Genomic DNA, 20,682 nt, shown 5'->3' with positions numbered 1-20,682 from the left:
GGCGTCGGTGCGGCAGGCAAGGAGGCCAGCGGGTGAAGAAGATCATCAACGATCCGGCGGACGTGGTCGCCGAGTCGCTGCGGGGCATGGCCTCCGCGCATCCGGACCTGCTCCGTGTCCGCACCGATCCCGCGGTGATCGTGCGCGCGGACGCCCCGGTGTCCGGCAAGGTCGCGGTGGTTTCCGGCGGCGGCTCCGGGCACGAGCCGCTGCACGGCGGGTTCGTCGGGCCGGGGATGCTTTCGGCGGCGGTGCCGGGCCCGGTGTTCACCTCACCCACCCCGGATGCGGTGCAGGCGGCGATCGATGAGACCAACGGCGGCGCGGGCGTGCTGCTGGTCGTGAAGAACTACACCGGTGACGTGCTCAACTTCGAGACCGCCGCCGAGCTGGCCGGGATGGACGGCGTCGAGGTCCGCAGCGTGATCGTCGACGACGACGTGGCCGTGAAGGACTCCACGCACACCGCGGGTCGGCGCGGCGTGGGCGGCACGGTCCTGGTGGAGAAGATCGTCGGCGCTGCCGCCGAGCGTGGCACGGACCTGGACAGGTGCGAAGAGCTGGCCAAGCGGATCGTGTCGCAGGTGCGCTCGATGGGCATGGCGGTGAACGCGCCGACCGTGCCGCACGTCGGCCAGCCGAGCTTCGACCTCGCCGCGGACGAGATGGAGATCGGCATCGGCATCCACGGCGAGCCCGGCCGGGCCCGGGTGCCGCTGGCCTCGGCGGACGAAATCGTCCGGCGGCTGCTGGACCCGATCGTCGAGGACCTGCCGTTCGCTTCCGGGGACGACGTCCTGCTGTTCACCAACTCGATGGGCGGTACCCCGCTGCTGGAGCTCTACCTCGCGCACGGCATCGCCGAGCGGTTGCTGGCGGAGCGCGGCATCCGTGTCCGGCGCCGCCTGGTCGGGCCGTACATCACTAGCCTGGAGATGCAGGGCATGAGCCTGACGCTGCTGAAGCTGGATGACGAGCTGACCGAGCTCTGGGACGCGCCGGTGCACACCGCCGCGCTGCACTGGTGAGGGAGAACGCGGGATGGGTTGCACTGCACACGATGTGGTCGTCGCGTTGCGTGCGGGCGCGGCCACCGTCGCCGAGCACCGCGACGAGCTGATCCAGCTGGACCGGGCGATCGGCGACGCCGACCACGGGGAGAACATGGACCGCGGCTTCCGCGCTGTCGTGTCCAAAGTGGACACGGTGGCGCCGGAGACGCCGGGCGCGGTGCTGAAGCTGGCCGCCACCGTGCTGATCTCCACCGTCGGCGGCGCGTCCGGACCGTTGTACGGCACGGCGTTCCTGCGCGCGGCGGCCGCGGTCGGCGCAGCCGAGGAGCTCGACGGCGCGGCGGTCGCCAAGGCGCTGCAGGCCGGGATGGAAGGCGTCGTCGCCCGGGGCCGGGCGGCCGTCGGCGACAAGACGATGGTCGACGCCCTCTCGCCGGCGGTGGAAGCTGCCAAGGGCGCCGCGGAATCCGGTGAGAGCGCGGCGAAAGTGCTGGCCGTCGCCGCCGAAGCCGCGCACCAGGGCACCCAGGCGACCGAACCGCTGGTGGCCCGCAAGGGACGCGCGTCGTATCTCGGCGAGCGCAGCGCCGGGCACATCGACCCAGGCGCGCGCTCGACCGCATTGCTGCTGTCCGCATTCGCCGAAGCCACGAGGTCCCGCTCATGAACGTCGGACTGGTCATCGTCTCGCACAGCACCCGGCTCGCCGAAGGCGTCGTCGAACTCGCCCGGCAGGTCGCGCCCGACGTGCGGGTCATGCCCGCAGGCGGACTGCCGGACGGCAACCTCGGCACAGACTTCGAGAAGGTGTCCGCCGCCCTCTCGGACGCCAACACCGGTGCCGGTGCCGTCGTGCTCTACGACCTGGGCAGCGCGCAGATGCTCGCCGAACTCGCCGTGGAATCGCTGGGAGATCCGAGCACCGCGCTCGTCGTCGACGCGCCGCTCGTGGAGGGCGCGGTCGCCGCGGCCGTCGCGGCGCAAGGCGGCGGCGACATGCGGGGAGTCGCGCGGGCCGCCGAGGCGGCGGCCGAGGGCGGCGAGCTCGCCGAACCGGGCGCGCCGACGGCGGAAGAGGAAGTCCGCCAGGAACTGGAACTGGCCAACGAAGTCGGCCTGCACGCCCGCCCGGCGGCCCTGCTGGCCCGGAGCCTGACCGGGTTGCAGGCGAACGTCACGATCTCGTTGGGCGACAAGGAAGCCGACGCGTCCAGCGTGCTCGGCGTCATGGGCCTGGGCGCGCGTAAGGGCGACCAGATCGTCTTGCACGCCAACGGCCCGGACGCGCGCCAAGCGGTCGAGCGCATCCTCGACCTCGCCAACCGCAACTTCGACGAGTAGCCGGCTCCCGGACGGAGCCTCGACGAGCCACCGGCGTCTCGGATGACAGGAAGGTTCCCTTGCTCCGACCCTGCAGCGCCGGGTGTGACAGGAAGGTTCCCTTGCTCGCGTCGGCAGCGGTGTGGCTGGCCGTTGGGGCGCGGGCGCGGTTAGGGTGAGTTGATGTCGCTTCTCCGCCACCGAGGCATGCCGCTGCTGCTCCTCCTGGTGCTGCTGGTGGCGGGGTGCACGCCGGAGACCCCACCGCCCAGCCAGTCCGGCAGCCGGCAAAGCGATGCGGGCACGGCCCGAGCTGAACTCGGCGATCTGCGCACAGTGGACCCCTGCACGCTGGCCGATCCGGCCACGCTGCAGGGGTTGGGGCAGACCGAGAATGCCGGCACGGTGTCGCTGGACTACTGCCTGCTGCACGTGAAGCCGAATGACGGCTCGCTGGTCCAGCTCGCTATCGGGGAACTCGCCGACACCGTCCCGAACCAGCAGGGCAGCCCGGTCGTCCAGCGCGGGTCGCTGCGGATCGTGCAGGACGCGCCGCTGCCCGGGCACTGCACCCGGCAGATCCTTTTCGCCGACAACATCGCGATGCAGGTCAGCGCCGATCTGCTGGTCGGCGACCCGGCCGCCGGGCTCTGCGCGATCGCCCAGGCCGGGGCCGACGCGGCGGTCGACGCGCTCGAACAGCACCGGGTTGGGCACCGGGCGTACGCGGCGAACTCGCTCGCCCTGGTGGATCCGTGCACGCTGCTGGATTCCGCTGCCGTGCAGCAGATTCCCGGGTTGGAAGAGGCGCAACCGCAGCCGACCCCGGCCGGGCACCAGTGCATGTGGGGTGCGCCGGAGGCAGATTCGCCGCGGGTCCAGTTCCTGCACACCGCCGGTGATCCGCCGAAAGTCCTGCACGGCGCCGCCGTCGAGGAGTCGATCGCGGACCGGCGCACCGTGCTCAGCATCGTAGGCGGTGACCCAAAGGTTCCGCTGTGCTCCGCGGAAACCGGGCGCCTCCCGTTCGGCGACCCCGCCGCCGGTCAGGTCGAGGTGGCGATGCTGGTCGTGGCCGTTCCAGGCATGACCGGCATCGATGCGTGCGAGTACGCCCGCGGGCTGGCCGGGCAGGTCTGGCCGCACCTGCCGACGTCCGCGCCGTAGCCGGGCCGTTACCGTTGCGGACGTGCCTCGACGTAACCGACCACAGCGCCCCAAGGGCCTGACCCAGGACACCAGCCACCGTGCGATGGGCACCGCGTTCGGCATGTCCCGCGTCGAACACGGCCCGGACGGCGACTGGATGGTGCGCACCGTGCCGGCCGCGCAGGCCACGAAGGTCTACCGGTGCCCGGGCTGCGACCACGAGATCAGACCTGGCATCGCGCACGTGGTGGCCTGGCCGGAAGCGGAGCAGGGCGGCGTCGCGGACCGGCGCCACTGGCACAACGGATGCTGGAACGCGCGCGGTCGGCGCGGGCCGACGCGGCGCTGGGCGTAGCACGTCACACCATGTCTGCCACTCGTTCGTGGCAGGATCGGGGCGATGAGCACCGAGATCCGCGCCAACACGATGCTGCCGGCCCGCCGCGAACAGATCACCCTGCACACGGCCGACGGGCTGGAGCTGATTGGTGAGCTGGCCTTGCCGGAGTCCCGGCCGCCGCGGGCGACGCTGATCTGTTTGCACCCGCTGCCCACCCACGGCGGCATGATGGATTCCCACATCTACCGCAAGGCGGCGTTCCGGCTGCCCGCGCTCGCCGGCCTCGCAGTGCTGCGGTTCAACACGCGCGGCACCGTCAGCGAGGCGGGGCGCAGCGAGGGTAGCTTCGACGGCGGCAACAGCGAGCGGTTCGACGTGGCCGCGGCGCTGGAGTTCGCCGAGTTCCACGACCTGCCGAACGTGTGGCTGGTCGGCTGGTCGTTCGGCACCGACCTGACGCTGGTGCATGGCCTGGACCCGCTGGTCGAGGGCGCGGTGCTGATCTCCCCCCCGCTGCGCTGGAGCACCGAGGAGCACCTGGCGGCCTGGGCCGAATCGGGCAAGCCGGTGCACGCGCTGATCCCGGAGTTCGATGACTACCTGCGCCCGGACGAGGCGCGCCGGCGGTTCGCGGCGATCCCGCAGGCCGAGGTGACCGGCTTCCCGGACACCAAGCACCTGTGGGTAGGCAAGGCGGAGGCCGCGCTGGACGCGATCGTGCGGGTCGTGGCGCCGGACGTGCCGACGCCGCTGCCGCGCACCTGGGACGGTCCGTCGGAAACCCGCCAGGTCACCATCATCGACTCCTGACCGCCCCGGTTTGCGGGCGACAGGAAGGTTCCCTTGGTAGTGGGTGCTGCAGCTGACCAGGAGCGACGCTGCCTACGCGACCGGGGTCGTCCTGCCCGTCGACCGGGGACTAGCGGCGGACTAGCGGCGGACTAGCGGTGACTAGCGGTGACTAGCGGTGAGCTGACGCCGACCCGGTGCCGGGCGGTTTGGCACCCGCCCGGCGCCAGTCATGGGGAACAGGGCCATGGAAGCCAGTGATGTTGTGGTGTCTGCACACATAGGCGTTGCGGGGCTCGCCGCTTAACGTCCTGTGACATGAGTGACAACCGGCTGGACGGGCGCGTTGCGCTGGTGACCGGCGCGGGCAGCGGCATCGGGCGAGCGTGCGCGCGGGCCCTCGCCGAGTCCGGGGCGAAGGTGCACATCGTCGATCTCGATCAGCCCGCCGCCGAGCGGGTCGCCGCCGACGTCGGAGGCTGGGCGCACGTCGTCGACCTTGCCGATGCCTCAGCGGTCGACTCGCTTCCCGCCGAGGTCGACGTCCTGGTCAACAACGCGGGTTTCCAGCACGTCGCCGCGCTGCCCGAGTTCCCGCCGGAGACCTTCGTCCGCATGCAGCAGGTGATGGTGACCGCCCCGTTCCTGCTGGCCCGCAAGGTGCTGCCGCACATGTACTCCCGGGGCTGGGGCCGGCTCGTGCACGTCTCCAGCGTTCACGGCCTGCGGGCCAGCCAGTTCAAGGCCGGTTACGTCGCCGCGAAGCACGCGCTCGAAGGACTGTCCAAAGTGGTCGCACTGGAGGGTGCCGAGCACGGCGTGACCAGCAACTCCGTGAATCCCGGCTACGTCGACACGCCGCTGGTGCGCGACCAGATCGCCGGGCAGGCCGCCGCGCACGGCCTCGACGAGTCCGATGTCGTCGAGCGGATCCTGCTGCACCGCGCCGCGCTCAAGCGGCTGATCGATCCCGATCGGGTCGCCGAGCTCGTGCGCTGGCTCTGCGGGGAGCACGCGGCACACGTCACCGGCGCTTCCGTACCGATGGACGGCGGCTGGACCGCCGCCTGACCCGGCCCAGACACAAAGGAGTGTTTCCCTTGGCCAGCAACCAGAACGGCTCGATCGCGCGGGTCGTCGGAGCCAGCCTGATAGGCACGACCATCGAGTGGTACGACTTCTTCCTCTACGGTTCGGCCGCCGCGCTGGTGTTCAACCACCTGTTCTTCCCCCAGGCGGATCCGCTGACCGGCACCCTGCTGGCGTTCACCACCTACGCCATCGGGTTCCTCGCCCGGCCGCTGGGCGGGCTGGTGTTCGGACATTTCGGCGACCGGATCGGGCGCAAGAAACTGCTGGTGCTCAGCCTGCTGCTGATGGGCGGTTCCACCTGCGCGATGGGACTGTTGCCCACCTATGCAGCGGTCGGCGTGGTCGCGCCGCTGCTGCTCACGTTGTTGCGGCTGGTCCAGGGCTTCGCGCTGGGCGGCGAGTGGGGCGGCGCGGTGCTGATCGTGTCCGAGCACGGCGACGACCGGCGCCGCGGGCTGTGGGCGTCGTGGCCGCAGTGCGGGGCTCCCGGCGGGAACCTGCTGGCCACCGCGGTGCTCGCGGTGCTCGCCGCGACGCAGTCCGACGAGGCGTTCCTGGCTTGGGGCTGGCGGGTTCCGTTCCTGCTCTCCGGCGCGCTGGTGGTGATCGGCCTGTGGATCCGGCTCGCGGTCAGCGAGTCGCCGGTTTTCCTGGCCGCGCAGGCGAAGGCCGAGCAGCGCGAAGAGACCAAGACCGTCCCGGTGGTCGCGGTGTTCCGGTCGCACTGGCGTCAGGTGCTGGTCACCATCGGCTCGCGGATGGCCGAGAACGTGTCGTACTACGTGCTCACCGCCTTCATCCTGGTCTATGTCACCGGTCCGCTGGTGTTGCCGAAGTCGGTCGGGTTGAACGCGGTGCTGATCGGCTCGCTGCTGCACTTCGCGACGATCCCGCTGTGGGGCGCGCTGTCCGACCGGATCGGGCGCAAGCCGGTCTACCTGTTCGGAACAGTCGCGATGGCGGCGTGGGGCTTCGCGTTTTTCGCCCTGCTGGACAGCAAATCGGCCGTGGTGATCACGGTCGCGACGACCGTGGGATTGTTGCTGCACGGCGCGATGTACGGGCCGCAGGCGGCGTTCTTCGCCGAGCAGTTCCCGACCCGGGTGCGCTACACCGGGCTTTCCATCGGCGGGCAGCTGTCCTCGATCGCCGCGGGTGCGCTGGCGCCGATCGTCGCCGTGGCGCTGCTGCAGGGCTTCGGCAGCACCGTCGCGGTGTCGGTCTACGTCCTCACGATGTGCGCGATCACGCTGGTCGCGGTCGTGTTGGCGAAGGAGACGGCGGGCAGCTCGCTGCACGACGAGGCACCGGAAGCCCGTGCAGCAGTGACAAGATGAGCAGGTGAACGACGACGTGGTCCGGCTGCTCGAACTGCTCGCCGCAGGCGCGAGCAGCGAGCAGCTGGCGCACGTGGCGGTCGAGAACCCGCAGCTGGGCAAGGTCACCGCGCTGGCGCTGCGGGTCCACAGCACACTAGGTGCGCACCGCCGCCGCGAGGCCGAGCTGAGCGCGTTGTTCGACACCGCGAGCGACCTGGCCAGGCTCCGGGACACCGACGCGGTGCTTCGGTCGATCGTGCGCCGCGGCCGCACGCTGCTCGGGGTGGACGTCTCCTACCTGAGCCTCAACGACGAGGTCGCCGGCCGCACCTACATGCGGGTCACCGACGGGTCGGTGTCGCGGTTGTTCCAGAAGGTCACGCTCGGCATGGGCGAGGGGCTGGGCGGGCTGGTAGCGCAGACCGCCCAGCCGTACGCGACCCACGACTACTTCGCGGACGAGCGGTTCCGGCACACCGGGCCGATCGACTCGGCGGTCCGCGACGAGGGGCTGACCGCGATCCTGGGCGTCCCGCTGGCGCTCGGCGACCAGGTCATCGGCGTGCTCTACGCCTCTGACCGGACACGCCGCGAGTTCACCCCGGACGAGGTCGCCCTGCTGTCCTCGTTGGCGGACCACGCCGCGATCGCGCTGGACAACGCCGCGCTGCTGGAGGAGATCAGCGCGCACAGCGAGGCCCTGCACCGCGCGGAGGAGGCCCACGACCGGCTGATGGATCTGGTGCTGCGCGGCGGCGACGTGCCCGAGGTGGCCGCGGCGGTAGCCGATGTGCTGCGTGGTGCGATCGGGATGTTCGACGCGGACGGCACCGAGCTGACGGGTTCGGGCTCCGCGCCGCCCGAGCCGTCGGCGGAAGCGGTCGCGACGTCTCGGGCAGCCGGTCGTGCAGTGTCCACATCGGACGGTTGGGTGTGTGCGGTGCAGGCCGGACCGGAACTGCTCGGCAGCATCGTGCTGGTCGGGCGGGCGGATCTGGTCGACGCGGACCGGCGGCTTTTCGAGCGGGCGGCGGTGGTCACCGCCTTGCTGCTGATGCTGCGCCGATCTGTGGCGAAAGCGGAGGACGAGGTGCGCGGCGAGCTGCTCACCGACCTGCTGACCTCGCCCGACCGTAACCCGGGCGCGCTGCTCGCCCGCGCCGAGCGGCTCGGACTGGACCTCGTCGAGCCGCACGCGGTGCTCATCGCGCACGCCGACAGGGTGCCCCGCACGCGGCTGGCGGTGGCGGCCGGCAGGTGCGCCGCGCTCGCCGGCATGCACGCCGAGGAGGTCGTCCTCCTGGTGCCCGCAGGCGATCCGGGGGCGACGGCGTCCCGCATCGCCGCCGAACTGCGATCCATCGTGGACACGCCGGTGACCGTCGGCGCGGCCGGTCCGGCGCGTGGGCCGCAGGAGATCGCCGCGGCCCACGCCGAAGCGGCCCGCTGCCTGCGCGTCTTGCTCGCGCTCGGCCGGATCGGCGAGGGTGCGGCCATGGACGGGCTCGGGTTCCTCGGCGTGCTGCTGGGCGAGCAGACCGACTTGGGCGGTTTCGTGCGCCGAACGATCGGACCGGTGCTCGACTACGACGCCCGGCGAGGCACCGAACTGGTCGACACGCTGCACGCCTACTTCGCCGCGGGGGCGAACCTCACCCGGGCCAAGGACGCCCTGCACGTGCACGTCAACACGGTCGTGCAGCGGCTGGACCGCGTCGGTTCCCTGCTCGGCTGCGACTGGCAAGCGCCGGACCGAGCGCTGGAGATCCAACTCGCACTGCGCCTGCACAATTTGCAGGCCTCGCGGATCCGCCCAGCCCAACGCCCGTGAGCGTTTTCCGGTGCTATGGCACCCAAAATCACTCACGGCCAGGTGGCGACCTTCGCCGCGGCGGCGCGTGGGGTCGGTAGCGGAAAGTCCGGCCGCGAGCGTCCGCGACGGCGCCCGGCCTGTGGACCAGCGGGGGCTCGGCGAGAGCGCGCTGGACGGTTCCGGCGCGGCCGCCGACATCCTGGCCCTGCTGGACCGGTCGGAGCTACCGCAGGTCGTCCTGGGCGGATGCTCGATGAACGACGACCAGAGGTCGTCGCCAGCGTCCGGGACCTGGTCTACGCCCAGTCCGCGGATGGTGTCGCCTGGGCGCAGCCGGCGATGGCGGGACGCCCCGAGGGTGTCGAAACCCTCCGGTCCTAATACCGGCCCGGCGCTGGTGGTCGTCGGCGAGGAGGACACCCTGACGCCGCCGGAGAACGCGGGCGAACTCGCCGGCGCGCTGTCAGGAAGCGAGCTCGTGACGCTGCCCGGTGCCGGGCACCTGCCGTCGATCGAGTCGCCGGACGCATTCGCCGAAGCCGTCCGCCCCCGGCTTTCCCGGCTCGGCTGAGCGCTAGTTCTCGCCCGGTGGTCGGGCATCCCGCTCGATGCTGCGATCAGGCGACATCTTCGAAACGGCCGAGCAGTTCAAGTGATCCGAAGCGGACGCCGCTGGGCCGCACGAAGTACACGCCGGACCGCCGCCTGTCGTGGGTCCGACCAGTACTCGAGGGCGAGCGGGCCACTAGTTCGCGAAGGTCTTGGCTCGTCAGGAGCTGCGGTCACCGACGCTGCTGGTTGGTGGCGTCGATGCGGGTGGCGCTGTGGGAGCGCTGCTGGCCCTTGCCGTCCGGCACCGGCAGCTGGATGCGGCGCGTCGGCTCGTCGTGCGGGCCATGGCCGCGGGCCGTGTCCCGGTGGATCTGCTCCGTCGGCCCGTCGTCGACGGCTGCGCCGCCACCCGACGGCTTGCCGCCCTGCCCCTTCGGCTTCGCCTGCTTCGCAGGCTGTGCCTCGACCTGCTTCGCGGCTCCGGCCTGCGGCGACTTCGTCGCCTCGGGCGCCGGCTTCGCCTGGTCACCCGACTTCGCGGCCCCGCCCGACTTCGCGGCCCCGCCCGGCTTCGCCGCGTTGCCCGGCTTCGCCGCGTCGTCGCGGGAGTCTCGGGCGAGGGCGGCTTCGGCGTCCTCGCGGGCTTGTTCCCGGGCTTCCGCCGCCGCTTCCCGGAGCTTGTCCTCTTCGGAATCCTCTTGGGCGAGGCGTTCCAGGAGGGGCGTCGTCTGGCCGAGCATCTCGGCGGCGTCGCGGAGCTTCTTCGCCACCGATTCGCGCAGTTCCGTCAGGGAGTGGACCTGTTTGTCGGCCTTGGCGAGGCGGCGCTGGACTTCCTCGGTGGTCGTGCCGAGGCGGCGCTGGGAGTCCTCGCGGGCCGTCGCGACCAGGCGCTTGCTCTCGCGGGTCGCTTCGTCGATGAGGCGGGTCGCCTCTTCGGTGCACTCGCGGACCATCCGCTCGGACTTCTCCGTCGCTTCGTGGACCATCCGCTCGGACTTCTCCGTCGCTTCGTGGACCATCCGCTCGGACTTCTCCGTCGCTTCGCGGACCAGCCGCTCGGACTTCTCCGTCGCTTCGCGGACCAGCCGCTCGGCTTCCGCCTTGCTCTCGCGGATCCGCTTCTGCGCGGCCTCGGTGCTTTCCCGTTCGCGCTTCTGCGCGGCCTCGGTGGACTCGCGGGTGAGCTGCTGGGCCGCTTCCGTGCTTTCCCGTTCGCGCTTCTGGGCGGCCTCGGTGGATTCGCGGGTGAGCTGCTCCGCCTTCGCGGTGGCGTCGGTGACCATGCGGTTCGCCTGGTCGGTGGCTTCGCGGACCCGGCGGTGCGCCTCGTTGGTGCCTTCTCGTAGGCGGCGGTTGGCCTCTTCGGTCGCTTCCCGGACGCGGCGCTCGGCTTCGGCCTTGCTGGTGGCTTCCTGCTCGGCGAGGGTCCGCATGGACTCGCTGCGGCGCGCGGCCATCGCGATCTCGAAGTCTTCTTCGACCTGGGTCCGGCGGGCCTCGGCCTCCTGGTCGGCGCGCTTGCGGTTCTCCTCGGCCTCGCGGGTGATCCGCCCCGCTTCGGCCTTGGCCTTGTCCATCAGCGAGCGGTGTTCGGTCTCCATCTCGCTGCGTCGGCTGTCGACCTCGGAGATCAACCGCTCGTAGCGGTTGCGGAGGTTGTTCGCCTCGGACTCGGAGCGCGCGCGGATCTGGGCCGCGTCGTTCTCGGCGCGGCCCCGGATGTCGTTCGCCTCGTCCTGGGCGAGCCGCAGCATCCGCTGCAGCCGCTCGCTGAGGCCTTCCAGCGTGGTCGGCGGCTTGGCGAGCCGTTCGACCTGGCCGCGCAGGTTCTCGATCTCGGACCGGGCCGATTCGAGCTGCTTCGACAGATCCCGCGCCTGGGAGACCGCGGCGTCGCGATCCGCGGAGAGGATGCGGATGTCGGCGTCGAGTCGCTCGAGGTGCTCATCGACCTGGGCGCGGTCGTAGCCGTTCTTGCGAGCGAGGTCGAATCCCGATCCCAGTGGCAGCAAATCGCGGTCGTCGGCAAGGCCCATGGCAACCAAGTTACCTGGAAGACGACGTTGTTGTGGGAGATGTGGCACGTATCCGCCGGATTTTCCTCGCCCGGCGCGGAACCCTCCGACGAGCACCCCGGAGGAGGTTTCGCCGCGGGGTGCCGGTGGTCACCCGCGGAGGGCGGATCCCGGTCCGTCGGCGGAAGTGGCGAACGGGGCGGGTACCGGACTCTTGACCGGCTGGCCAACCAAGGGTGAAGATGGAGGCGTAAGTCGGGTGCAGTGGAGGTGATCGACGTGGCGGATAGGTCGAGCGGTTCGACTGTCAAACCGTGGATCCGCTGGCAGGACTGGGCCGGAGTGGTGCTGGGCGCCTACCTGATCCTCGCGACGATGTGGACGTCGACGAATGGGTCGGCGATGTCTGCGATGATCGTGCTGGGTGCGCTGCTGCTGATCGCGAGCGTGTGGTCGCTCGCCGTGCCGGGGTCGATGACCAGCGAATACAGCCACATGCTGTTGGGTGTGCTGCTGTTCATCTCGCCGTGGGTCCTCGGCTACAGCATGTTCACGGGAGCCTCGTGGACTTCTTGGATCGTCGGCGTCCTGGCCGTCATCGCCGGTGCCGCCGCACTGCCCGAGGCCAACGCCGCACACCGCGGGGTGGCCGGCCAGCATTAGGTGGTCGCTCGTACGATCACGACCACTCGCGAGTGCGACACAGCGCGGTCCGGCGGTAACGTCCGGGCCGCGCGTTCTTTTGGTCAACTCGCCCGGTGGAAGCCGGCCGGAAGTTGGAGGTCGGATCCATGGCGCAGGCACCGGGTGATCGCGGCGCCCGCAAGCGTCCGTCCACTTCGGACGAACTCGTCGAGGCGGCGCAGGGCGATCAGGGCGAGTCCGCGCGGGAGCGCATCCTGGCCGCGGCCGGCGAGCTGTTCGCCGAGCACGGCTTCGACGCCACGCCCACCTCCCGGATCGCCGAGCGGGCCGAGGTCCCCAAAGGACTGATCCACTACTACTTCCGGCGCAAGCAGGACCTGCTGACGGCGCTGGTGGAGCGGCTGCCCGAGGACCTGGTGGAATCCGATCGGGTGGCGGTCCGGGGCGATGTCGCGGGCAGCCTGCGCCGGCTGGTCGGCGAGCTGGACGCGCGGCTGGAGTCGTCGTTGCTGCTCAGCCACCTGCTGTGGCGGGAGGCGGACACGCACGTCGCGGTGCGGCAGGCGCTGCAGCGGCGGTTCCGGACGGTGGTGGAGCTGATCCGCAGGGTGATCGAGCTGGCGCTGCCGCCGGGGCCGGTGAGCTGCGACATCGACACCGCCGCCGTGCTGCTGGCCAGGGTGGTCAACCACCGGCACTCGGTGGCCCGGCACGGCGCGCACGATGACGAGCTGGACCGCGAGATCAGCTTCGTCGCGAGGGCGCTGGAGCTGAGCGTCGGTAAGCCGCGGAAGATCAAGCCCGCCTGATTTTCCTCCTCAGCGCTCATTTTTCGCGGCGTCACTGAACTGATCCTGAAGTTCTTTCAACCTTGTGAAAGATCGTTGCCCGCGCTAGAACTCCTGCAGTTGGCCGATGCGGGAGGTTGTGGTGGAGGGTGTTGGGCACGTTCGGTTTTCCAGGCGGCAAGGGCTCGTCGCGACGGCTGCCGGTATCGCCGGAGCCGGCGTGATGGCGACGGCGGCGGATGCGACTCCCAGCGGCTCGGCCGCCGGTGACTTGCACTACCGGGTGCGGGGGCTGCGGGCCCCGGTGGAGTTGATCGAGGACCGCTACGGCGTCCCGCACCTCTACGCGACCAGCGAGGACGACGTCTTCCTCGCCCAGGGCTTCAACGCCGCGCGGCAGCGGCTGTTCCAGATCGACCTGTGGCGCCGCCGCGGCCTGGGGCGGCTCGCCGAGGTGCTCGGCCCGGATTACGTCGAGCAGGACCGCGCCACCAGGTTGTTCCTCTACCGGGGCGACATGGACGTGGAATGGGCGCGCTACGCCAAGGACGCGCGGCGGATCGCGACGCAGTTCACCGCTGGGATCAACGCCTACCTGGACTGGCTGGACGAGCACCCGGAGAAGCTGCCGCCCGAGTTCGGCATCCTCGGATACGTGCCCGCCCGGTGGGAACCGGAGGACGTGGTGCGCATCCGCAGCCACGGGCTCACCCGCAATCTGACCAGCGAGGTCAAGCGCGCCAAGGTGGCCTGCGCCGCCGGGGTGGACGCCGACCTGGTCCGGCAGGGCCTGCAGCCCGATCGGCGGACGACCGTGCCCGATGGCTTCGACCCGTGCGCGATGCCCGCGGACGTGCTCGAGGTCTTCGAGCTGGCCACCCAGGAGGTCGCGTTCACCAACGGCGCGATCACCAGGGCGCTCCGCGACGCGACCACCGAAGGCAGCAACAACTGGGTGATCGGCGGGCAGCGGACCGCCACCGGACGCCCCATCCTGGCCAACGACCCGCACCGGGCCTACTCGGCTCCGTCGCTGCGCTACATCGCGCACCTGTCGGCCCCCGGCCTGGATGTCATCGGCGCGGGCGAGCCGGCGCTGCCGGGGATCTCCATCGGGCACAACGGGACCATCGCGTTCGGGCTCACCATCTTCCCGATGGACCAGGAAGACCTGTACGTCTACCAGCTCGACCCGGACGACCGCACCCGCTACCGGTACCGCGACGGGTGGGAGTCGATGACGATCCGGCGCGAGAAGGTGGCCGTGCGCGACGAGGCTGAGCGCACCGTCGAACTGGCTTTCACCAGGCACGGGCCGGTGATCCGCGTGGACGAGCGGCGGAACCTGGCGTACGCGGTGCGGACGGGGTGGATGGAACCGGGCATGTCGCCTTACTTCGGCAGCGTCTCCTACATGCGGGCCCGCAACTTCGACGAGTTCACCAAGTCGATGTGCAACTGGGGCGCGCCCACGGAAAACCAGGTCTACGCCGACGTGAAGGGCAACATCGGCTGGGTGCCGGGCGGCCTGGCACCCAGGCGCGTCGGCTACGACGGCCTGCTGCCGGTGCCCGGCGACGGCCGCTACGAGTGGAACGGCTTCTACTCCGGTGACGACCTGCCGCGCCAGCTCAACCCGGCGGACGGGTTCATCGCCACCGCGAACCAGTTCAACCTGCCGCCGGAGTACCAGGACAAGGGCCTCGGGTTCGAGTGGACCAACCCGTTCCGGCACCAGCGGATCGTCGAGGTCCTTTCGCGGCAGGAAAAGCACAGCGTGGCCGATTCCGCGGCGCTGCAGAACGACCAGCTGTCCATCCCGGCCCGGCGACTGATCGCGCTGCTGTCCAATCTGGACAGCGGCGAGTCCGGTCTTCGCCGCGCGCTGCGCCTGCTGCTCGGGTGGGACGCCGTGGAGGCCGCCGATTCGAACGCCGCGGCGCTGTTTGAGGTGTGGCTGGCGAAGCACCTCGGGCCGGGATTCGTGCGCGCCGCGGTGCCGAAGGCGGCCGGGGTGATCGAGGACGCCGACACGTTGGTGCTGCTGGGCGAGTTGGAGAAGCCCGGCAGGTGGCTGCCCGACGCGGCGGCCCGCGACCGGCTGCTGCTGGACACGCTCCGCTCCGCCTACGCCGAGGTGCAGGAACTGCTGGGGCGCGGCGAGGGGAACTGGAGGTGGGGCAAGCTGCACCACAGCTTCTTCGGGCACCCGGCGTCGGGGGCGTTCGACGACTCCGATCGCGCCCGGTTCAACGTCGGCCCGCTGCCGCGCGGCGGCTCGCCGGACACCGTGAACCAGTCGTCGTACCGTACCCAGGACTTCCGGCAGACCAACGGCCCGTCGTTCCGGATGATCCTCGACGTGGGGAACTGGGACTCGTCGATCGCGGTCAACACCCCCGGCCAGTCCGGCGACCCGGATGACCCGCACTACCGGGACCTGGCCGAATCCTGGCGCACCGGGAAGTACTTCCCGCTCGCCTACAGCCGGGCGGCCGTCGAGAAAATCGCCGAACGCCGGATGCTGCTGCTCCCGGCGACATAAGCCGTGAGTCTTTCGGGTTGCTGTGGCGGTTGCTGTGGCAACCCGAAAGACTCACGGCCGACGATGGCATCCTCAGTGGACTTCGGCGGGCTCGACCAGTTCGACGAGGACGCCGCCGGCGTCCTTCGGGTGCACGAAGTTGATGCGGCTGTTCGCCGTGCCTCGGCGTGGTTCTTCGTAGAGCAGCCGCAGCCCCTTGGCGCGAATCGCCTCCGAGGCCGCCTCGATGTCAGTCACCCGATAGGCGAGTTGTTGCAGGCCGGGGCCGTTGCGGTCCAGGAACTTCGCGATCGCCGAATCCTCGCGCAGCGGCGCGAGCAGCTGGATCTGCGTGGCACCCGTGGTGTCGCCGGGCGCGCGCAGCATCGCCTCGTGCACGCCCTGCTCCTCGTTGACCTCGGAGTGGGTGACCTGCAGGCCGAAGGTGTCGCGCTGGAAGGCGATGGCCGCGTCCAGATCGGCTACCGCGATGCCCACGTGGTCCACCGCCGTGACCAGACCGCTCAATTCAGCTCGCATGGCGGCAGCCTAACTCGCGGCCGCAATCTCCGGGAATACCGGCAAATCCGGAAGATCGAATTGCCCCAACGAGCGGAGTCGGGTGACCTTGCTACGCACGGCATGTGGCTGATTCACCCGAGAGGGGCAAACATGGTCAGCAGGCAACGTGGACCGGCCCGCAAGATCGCGATCCTGGTGGCATCGCTCGGATTCACCATCGGACTCGGCGTTCCCGCCGCGCTGGCCGCCGGTGGCGGAGGCGTGAACAGCGGCGGAGGCGGCGACAACCCCAGGGCGGACCAGCTGCGCCGAGACCGGGCGTGGGTGGCGCCCGGGCCGCTGGTATTCGGGGCCGAACCGTACGAAGCGGCGAGTTCCGCCGCGGCGACCGCAGCCGGAGCGGCCAACTGCACGATCAGCGCCCAGGTCGCCACCAACCTGACGCTGTCCACGACCTGGCCCGAAGTGGCCGGATCCGGCGAAGCCCCGTCGCCGATGACCCTGTCCCGCTACGACGACCAGACCTCCCTCGCCGACCCCGAACGGCGCGCGAAGGGCCTGTTCTTCAACCCCGGCGTCGGCATCTGGCAGCTCGACTCGGCCGGGCTCGGCGCCGGCGAAACCGCCGCAACCGCCATCGACTCGGTCGGTGCCGCGAAGAAGATGGCAACGTACATGGTCAACAAGTACTGCGCCGCGATCAACGGCGGATCGACCGCCGCGAGCGCCCGCGCCGCCGCTTGGAAGGGCTGGCACGCCTGCGACACCGGCTCCTGCGAGTCGATCTACCAGCGGCTGGAAGCCGGCGGTGTGACCAAGGACGACAGCGTCAACAGGTACGGCGGGGCCCAGCCGCGCACCTGCACCTACGAGGGCGCCGAATACGACTGCCTGCACGTCGACCCGAGCAAGGCGCAAGGCGAAGACGCCTGGACCGCACCCGACTTCGGGCCCGCCCCGGTCCCGGAGCCCTTCTACGTCTTCACCTACGCCGAAGGCGGCAAGAAGTACGAGGTGCGGTACTGGCTGAAGGCCGAATCCGGCGCGGACACCGACGTGTCGGCCTCCCGGGAACTCGGCGTAAACGCCCGCACCAAGCTGTCCTGGGCCGAGGAATCCGGCCTCTGCGACACCACCACCGGCACCGGCAACTGCTGACCAACCGCAGCGGTGCGGGCGGGAGGAAGGGAACCTTCCTGTCACCGATCGGCGGGCGGGAGGAAGGGAACCTTCCTGTCACCGGCGGCCGCTTATGGCGGTCGTCACAGGCGGGACCGGGTGCCATCACAGGTATGGTCCGGGCATGCCCGCAGGGCCATGATGGTGCTGCGACGCATCGATGACGTGGTAGTCAGCGAAGACGCACGGGAGGCAGTGGTGGGTAGTTCTGTGATCGTGGCGGGTGCGCGGACCCCGATGGGGCGGTTGCTCGGCTCGCTCAAGGACTTCTCCGGTGCGCAGCTGGGTGGGGTTGCGATCAGGGCGGCGTTGGAGCGGGCTGGGGTGGGTCCGGATCAGGTCGGGTACACGATCATGGGTCAGGTGCTGACCGCTGGTGCGGGGCAGATCCCGGCGCGGCAGGCGGCGGTGGCCGCGGGTATCCCGATGGATGTACCGGCGTTGACGATCAACAAGGTGTGTCTGTCGGGGTTGGATGCGATCGCGTTGGCTGATCAGCTGATCCGGGCGGGTGAGTTCGAGATCGTGGTGGCCGGTGGTCAGGAGTCGATGACGCAGGCGCCGCATCTGCTGACCGGGTCGCGGGAGGGTTTCAAGTACGGCGACGTGCAGCTGCTCGACCACCTGGCCCACGACGGCCTGTTTTGCGCGTTCGACCAGGTCGCGATGGGTTTGTCGACCGAGAAGTACAACGCTGGGTATGGCGTGAGCAGGCAGGAGCAGGACGCTTTCGCGGCTCGTTCGCACCAGCGTGCCGCTGCGGCGGTGGAGCGGGGTGTGTTCGCGGAGGAGATCGTCCCGGTCGAGGTGCCGCGCCGTAAGGGTGATCCGGTGGTGGTGGATGCCGATGAGGGCATTCGTGGTGACACTACGGTTGAGACGTTGGCGAAGTTGCGTCCGGCTTTCGCTGCGGATGGCACGATCACGGCGGGTTCGGCGTCGCAGATTTCCGATGGTGCGGCGGCGGTCGTGGTGATGAGCAAGGCCAGGGCCGAGGAGCTGGGGTTGAGCTGGTTGGCCGAGATCGGCGCGCATGGTGTGGTGGCGGGTCCGGATGCGAGTTTGCATGAGCAGCCGTCGAATGCGATCAGGGCCGCGTGTGTCAAGGAGGGGGTCGACGCCGCGGGTCTGGATCTGGTGGAGATCAACGAGGCGTTCGCGGCGGTGGGGATCGTGTCCGCTCGTGCGTTGGGTGTGGGTGAGGACAGGGTCAACGTCAACGGTGGTGCGATCGCGTTGGGGCATCCGATCGGTATGTCGGGTGCGCGGTTGGCATTGCATCTGGCGTTGGAGCTCAAGCGTCGTGGTGGTGGCACCGGTGCGGCGGCGTTGTGCGGCGGCGGAGGCCAGGGCGATGCCTTGATCCTCCGGGTCCCCAAGGCCTGATCCGTCCCGGACCGACCCTGAGATCGACCCGGAGATCCCGCACCGATCGTGATCAACTGGCAGCGGCGTGGCTACCCTGGACGGCATGAAGTGGCTTCCAGGGGGATGGCAACGGGCCGACCGGGTCGAGCATGAGCGGGCGACTGTCCCGGCACACCCCCGCGGCACCGCCCGCTACACGTCGGAGCACGCCGGTCCGCCGGAGCCCGCCACCCGGGTGCAGCCCGGCGGCGGGCACCGGCCGACGCTGCTGGGCGCCGACGCGCACGACGTCGACGTCAGCGCCAGCAGCTTCAAGGCGCTGCTCATCGGCGGCGGCATCAGCGGGCTGCTCACCGTGCTGATCGCGGCGGTGCTGGTCAACAACGGCAACAGCGTCGGAATGTGGATCTGGCAGCTCGTCTTCGGCGTGATCTTCCTGTGGTTCATCACCGCCTCCCGGGGCATGCTCAACAGCCGAGGCTTCCTGTTCGACCGCAGCGGTTTCTACGTCCGCACCCGCGGCGAGGTGTTCGGCATTGCGTGGGACGAGATCAAGGCCGTCGGGATCGGTACGCTGCCCTGGGTCCAGCATCGGCGCCCGGTCGCACCGGAGCAGCGCCACGCGCTGGAGCTCTATCCGGCGGATCCGGGGTTCGCGACGCGGCACCCGGAGCTCGAGCGCTGGCGGGTGGGGGAGGCCTCGTCGCTGCCGGGACTGCCCGGCGAGCGCTACCGGTTCCACCTGCCGCCGTTCAGCCGACTGCCGAAGGAACTGGAGGGGGCGGTGCAGGCGATCGCCCCGCAGAAGTGGGTCGGCCAGTACAAGCGGCAGCTCCCGCCGCCGCAGGCCTGAGCGCGGCTACCAGCCGAGGCTTTCCATCGGATCCGCCGAGGTCAGAGCCGGATCGTCGGTGGCGAAGGTGCGGGCCACCCCGCGCCCGCTGACGGCGGTTTCGAACCGGACGGTGACCCGGCCGTGCCCGGCGCCCTGCACCCAGCCGTGCCCGAACTCGTCGTGTCGCACGTCGTCGCCCGCCCGCCAGTGCCGGCTCGACGGCTCCGGGCGCGGCTCGGCGACCGGCCGCGAGATGGGAACCGGGGCTTCCTGTCGGTCGGCGGGGTTGTCGAACAGCGGCTCCTGCTCGGAGGTCGCCAACCCGGAGTAGGAGACGCCGACCAGCCGGACCGGGGTGCCCGGCGGGACGGCGACGGGCAGCAGCCGCCGCGCCGCGGCGGAGAGTGCGCCGAGATCGCTGGTCGCCGACGCGAACGTTTCCGCGCGGCTGATCGTGGTGAAGTCGGAATCCCGGATCTTGATCGTCACGGTGCGGGCGGCGCGCCCCGACGAAACCAGCCGGCGGTGCGCGGACTCGGCCATCCCGGCGACCTCGGCCTGCAGCCGCACCGGGTCGGAGATGTCGATGTCGAACGTCGTCTCGGCGCTGACCTGCTTCGCTTCGGCGCGCTCGGCCACCGGATGCTCGTCGATGCCGTGCGCGAGCCGGTGCAGTTCGGTGCCGTGCGCCTGCCCGAGTAGCGACGTCACGTCGCCCAGCCGCAGCGCGGCGAGTTCGCCGATCGTCTGGACGCCGATGCGGTGCAGCTTCGATTCCGTCACGGGCCCGATGCCCCACATCTTGCGCACCGGCAGCCCCAACAGCAGTTCGAGCTGCTGCTCCGGCGGCACCACGAGTGTCCCGTCCGGTTTGGCCAGGCCCGACGCGATCTTGGCGAGCTGCTTGCCGGAACCCGCGCCGATCGATGCGGTCACGCCGACCTCGCGGTGCACCCGCGCGCGCAGCCGCGTGGCGAATTCCTCCACCTGCGGCGTGGCGGTCCCTGCGAGTTCGGTCGGTTCCAGGAACGCCTCGTCGACCGAAACCTGCTCGACGACGTCCGAAACTTCTCGGACGATGCCCAACACCCGCTTGCTGACGGCCTGGTAGACCCGGAACCGGGGCGGGAGCACCACCGCGACCGGGCAGCGACGACGGGCCTCGGCCATCGACATCGCGGACCGCGCGCCGAACTCCCGAGCTTCGTAGCTGGCGCCGGCGACGGTGCCGCGAGGGCCGAGCCCGCCGACGAGCACCGGGCGTCCCCGGACGGTGGGGCGGGTCAGCTGCTCCACGGACGCGAAGAACGCATCCATGTCCATGTGCAGCACCCACCTCGGCATGCACGTAATTCAACGGGATGCGTCTGACATCTGCCGTCGCGGTGCCTCCCCGGTCTGGCCTGCCGGCGGCGG

The 20,682-nt window shown here is 70.6% G+C and carries 19 protein-coding genes; 16 read left to right on the top strand and 3 right to left on the bottom strand.

What is annotated here, in order from left to right; genetic code table 11:
* Positions 1-32: 32 nt before the first annotated feature.
* From dhaK to FDZ84_RS06170, 10 genes are all read left to right on the top strand, one after another.
* Complete coding sequence (gene dhaK, locus FDZ84_RS06215) at positions 33-1,028, top strand: dihydroxyacetone kinase subunit DhaK (protein ID WP_168585109.1); 996 nt, start codon at positions 33-35, stop codon at positions 1,026-1,028.
* Positions 1,029-1,041: 13 nt separating this feature from the next.
* Complete coding sequence (dhaL, locus tag FDZ84_RS06210) at positions 1,042-1,680, top strand: dihydroxyacetone kinase subunit DhaL (protein ID WP_168585108.1); 639 nt, start codon at positions 1,042-1,044, stop codon at positions 1,678-1,680.
* On the top strand, positions 1,677-2,354 hold the full coding sequence (gene dhaM / locus FDZ84_RS06205; protein WP_168585107.1) for a dihydroxyacetone kinase phosphoryl donor subunit DhaM: 678 nt from the start codon (positions 1,677-1,679) through the stop codon (positions 2,352-2,354). The genes dhaL and dhaM overlap by 4 nt, the downstream gene beginning before the upstream one ends.
* 162 nt (positions 2,355-2,516) lie before the next feature.
* Positions 2,517-3,500, top strand: a complete 984-nt coding sequence (locus tag FDZ84_RS06200) for a hypothetical protein (protein WP_168585106.1) — start codon at positions 2,517-2,519, stop codon at positions 3,498-3,500.
* A gap of 22 nt (positions 3,501-3,522) precedes the next feature.
* Positions 3,523-3,837 carry a hypothetical protein gene (locus tag FDZ84_RS06195; RefSeq protein ID WP_210435448.1) on the top strand — a complete coding sequence of 105 codons (315 nt, stop codon included), beginning with the start codon at positions 3,523-3,525 and terminating at the stop codon, positions 3,835-3,837.
* A gap of 45 nt (positions 3,838-3,882) precedes the next feature.
* The gene (locus FDZ84_RS06190; RefSeq protein ID WP_168585105.1) at positions 3,883-4,632 is read left to right on the top strand and encodes an alpha/beta hydrolase; all 750 of its coding nucleotides are present in this window, start codon (positions 3,883-3,885) and stop codon (positions 4,630-4,632) included.
* 297 nt (positions 4,633-4,929) lie between these two features.
* Positions 4,930-5,682 (top strand): 3-hydroxybutyrate dehydrogenase, encoded by a 753-nt coding sequence (locus FDZ84_RS06185; protein ID WP_168585104.1) that lies wholly within the window; start codon positions 4,930-4,932, stop codon positions 5,680-5,682.
* A gap of 29 nt (positions 5,683-5,711) precedes the next feature.
* Positions 5,712-7,040 carry an MFS transporter gene (locus tag FDZ84_RS06180; RefSeq protein WP_168585103.1) on the top strand — a complete coding sequence of 443 codons (1,329 nt, stop codon included), beginning with the start codon at positions 5,712-5,714 and terminating at the stop codon, positions 7,038-7,040.
* A 4-nt stretch (positions 7,041-7,044) separates the two neighbouring features.
* Positions 7,045-8,853 carry a GAF domain-containing protein gene (locus tag FDZ84_RS06175; protein ID WP_168585102.1) on the top strand — a complete coding sequence of 603 codons (1,809 nt, stop codon included), beginning with the start codon at positions 7,045-7,047 and terminating at the stop codon, positions 8,851-8,853.
* Between the two features lie 121 nt (positions 8,854-8,974).
* Positions 8,975-9,406: an alpha/beta fold hydrolase gene (locus FDZ84_RS06170; protein WP_246868842.1), complete on the top strand. Its 432-nt coding sequence runs from the start codon at positions 8,975-8,977 to the stop codon at positions 9,404-9,406.
* Between the two features lie 211 nt (positions 9,407-9,617).
* Here the strand turns inward: FDZ84_RS06170 and FDZ84_RS06165 are convergent, their stop codons facing one another.
* The gene (locus FDZ84_RS06165; RefSeq protein ID WP_168585101.1) at positions 9,618-11,426 is read right to left on the bottom strand and encodes a M protein; all 1,809 of its coding nucleotides are present in this window, start codon (positions 11,424-11,426) and stop codon (positions 9,618-9,620) included.
* A 243-nt stretch (positions 11,427-11,669) separates the two neighbouring features.
* On the opposite strand from FDZ84_RS06165, the gene FDZ84_RS06160 reads away from it, so the two are divergent.
* The 3 genes from FDZ84_RS06160 (at position 11,670) to FDZ84_RS06150 (ending at position 15,383) form a co-directional block, all read left to right on the top strand.
* Positions 11,670-12,068: an SPW repeat protein gene (locus FDZ84_RS06160; protein WP_168585100.1), complete on the top strand. Its 399-nt coding sequence runs from the start codon at positions 11,670-11,672 to the stop codon at positions 12,066-12,068.
* A gap of 128 nt (positions 12,069-12,196) precedes the next feature.
* Positions 12,197-12,859, top strand: a complete 663-nt coding sequence (locus FDZ84_RS06155) for a TetR/AcrR family transcriptional regulator (protein ID WP_168585099.1) — start codon at positions 12,197-12,199, stop codon at positions 12,857-12,859.
* 106 nt (positions 12,860-12,965) lie between these two features.
* The gene (locus FDZ84_RS06150) at positions 12,966-15,383 is read left to right on the top strand and encodes a penicillin acylase family protein (protein WP_246868841.1); all 2,418 of its coding nucleotides are present in this window, start codon (positions 12,966-12,968) and stop codon (positions 15,381-15,383) included.
* A 72-nt stretch (positions 15,384-15,455) separates the two neighbouring features.
* Here the strand turns inward: FDZ84_RS06150 and mce are convergent, their stop codons facing one another.
* Complete coding sequence (gene mce, locus FDZ84_RS06145) at positions 15,456-15,902, bottom strand: methylmalonyl-CoA epimerase (protein ID WP_168585098.1); 447 nt, start codon at positions 15,900-15,902, stop codon at positions 15,456-15,458.
* Positions 15,903-16,034: 132 nt separating this feature from the next.
* Between mce and FDZ84_RS06140 the strand changes: the two genes are divergently transcribed.
* The 3 genes from FDZ84_RS06140 to FDZ84_RS06130 all read left to right on the top strand — a co-directional run bounded on the left by FDZ84_RS06140 (position 16,035) and on the right by FDZ84_RS06130 (position 19,284).
* Entirely contained in the window at positions 16,035-17,042 is a 1,008-nt protein-coding gene (locus tag FDZ84_RS06140) for a hypothetical protein (protein ID WP_168585097.1), read from the top strand.
* Positions 17,043-17,261: 219 nt separating this feature from the next.
* A complete protein-coding gene (locus FDZ84_RS06135; RefSeq protein ID WP_168585096.1) occupies positions 17,262-18,449 on the top strand; it encodes an acetyl-CoA C-acetyltransferase in 1,188 nt (395 codons plus the stop codon).
* A 67-nt stretch (positions 18,450-18,516) separates the two neighbouring features.
* Positions 18,517-19,284: a hypothetical protein gene (locus FDZ84_RS06130; RefSeq protein ID WP_246868840.1), complete on the top strand. Its 768-nt coding sequence runs from the start codon at positions 18,517-18,519 to the stop codon at positions 19,282-19,284.
* A gap of 6 nt (positions 19,285-19,290) precedes the next feature.
* Here FDZ84_RS06130 and FDZ84_RS06125 read toward each other — a convergent pair whose 3' ends face one another.
* The gene (locus FDZ84_RS06125) at positions 19,291-20,610 is read right to left on the bottom strand and encodes a DNA polymerase IV (RefSeq protein WP_168585095.1); all 1,320 of its coding nucleotides are present in this window, start codon (positions 20,608-20,610) and stop codon (positions 19,291-19,293) included.
* Positions 20,611-20,682 lie beyond the last annotated feature (72 nt).

This window comes from Saccharopolyspora sp. ASAGF58, from assembly GCF_012277335.1.
Classification (GTDB): Bacteria; Actinomycetota; Actinomycetes; order Mycobacteriales; family Pseudonocardiaceae; genus Saccharopolyspora; species Saccharopolyspora hattusasensis.
The sequence above is the reverse complement of the archived record's forward strand: the minus strand, read 5'-3'. Positions and strand labels throughout refer to the sequence as shown.

What these genes read in the sequence shown, in the direction of transcription:
- FDZ84_RS06140 (WP_168585097.1), top strand. Translation starts at nt 16,035, where the DNA reads ATGGTCAGCAGGCAACGTGGACCGGCCCGCAAGATCGCGATCCTGGTG.
- dhaM (WP_168585107.1), top strand. Translation starts at nt 1,677, where the DNA reads ATGAACGTCGGACTGGTCATCGTCTCGCACAGCACCCGGCTCGCCGAA.
- FDZ84_RS06150 (WP_246868841.1), top strand. Translation starts at nt 12,966, where the DNA reads ATGCGGGAGGTTGTGGTGGAGGGTGTTGGGCACGTTCGGTTTTCCAGG.
- FDZ84_RS06190 (WP_168585105.1), top strand. Translation starts at nt 3,883, where the DNA reads ATGAGCACCGAGATCCGCGCCAACACGATGCTGCCGGCCCGCCGCGAA.
- FDZ84_RS06165 (WP_168585101.1), bottom strand. Translation starts at nt 11,426, where the DNA reads ATGGGCCTTGCCGACGACCGCGATTTGCTGCCACTGGGATCGGGATTC.
- FDZ84_RS06125 (WP_168585095.1), bottom strand. Translation starts at nt 20,610, where the DNA reads ATGCCGAGGTGGGTGCTGCACATGGACATGGATGCGTTCTTCGCGTCC.
- FDZ84_RS06155 (WP_168585099.1), top strand. Translation starts at nt 12,197, where the DNA reads ATGGCGCAGGCACCGGGTGATCGCGGCGCCCGCAAGCGTCCGTCCACT.
- dhaL (WP_168585108.1), top strand. Translation starts at nt 1,042, where the DNA reads ATGGGTTGCACTGCACACGATGTGGTCGTCGCGTTGCGTGCGGGCGCG.
- FDZ84_RS06185 (WP_168585104.1), top strand. Translation starts at nt 4,930, where the DNA reads ATGAGTGACAACCGGCTGGACGGGCGCGTTGCGCTGGTGACCGGCGCG.
- mce (WP_168585098.1), bottom strand. Translation starts at nt 15,902, where the DNA reads ATGCGAGCTGAATTGAGCGGTCTGGTCACGGCGGTGGACCACGTGGGC.
- FDZ84_RS06200 (WP_168585106.1), top strand. Translation starts at nt 2,517, where the DNA reads ATGTCGCTTCTCCGCCACCGAGGCATGCCGCTGCTGCTCCTCCTGGTG.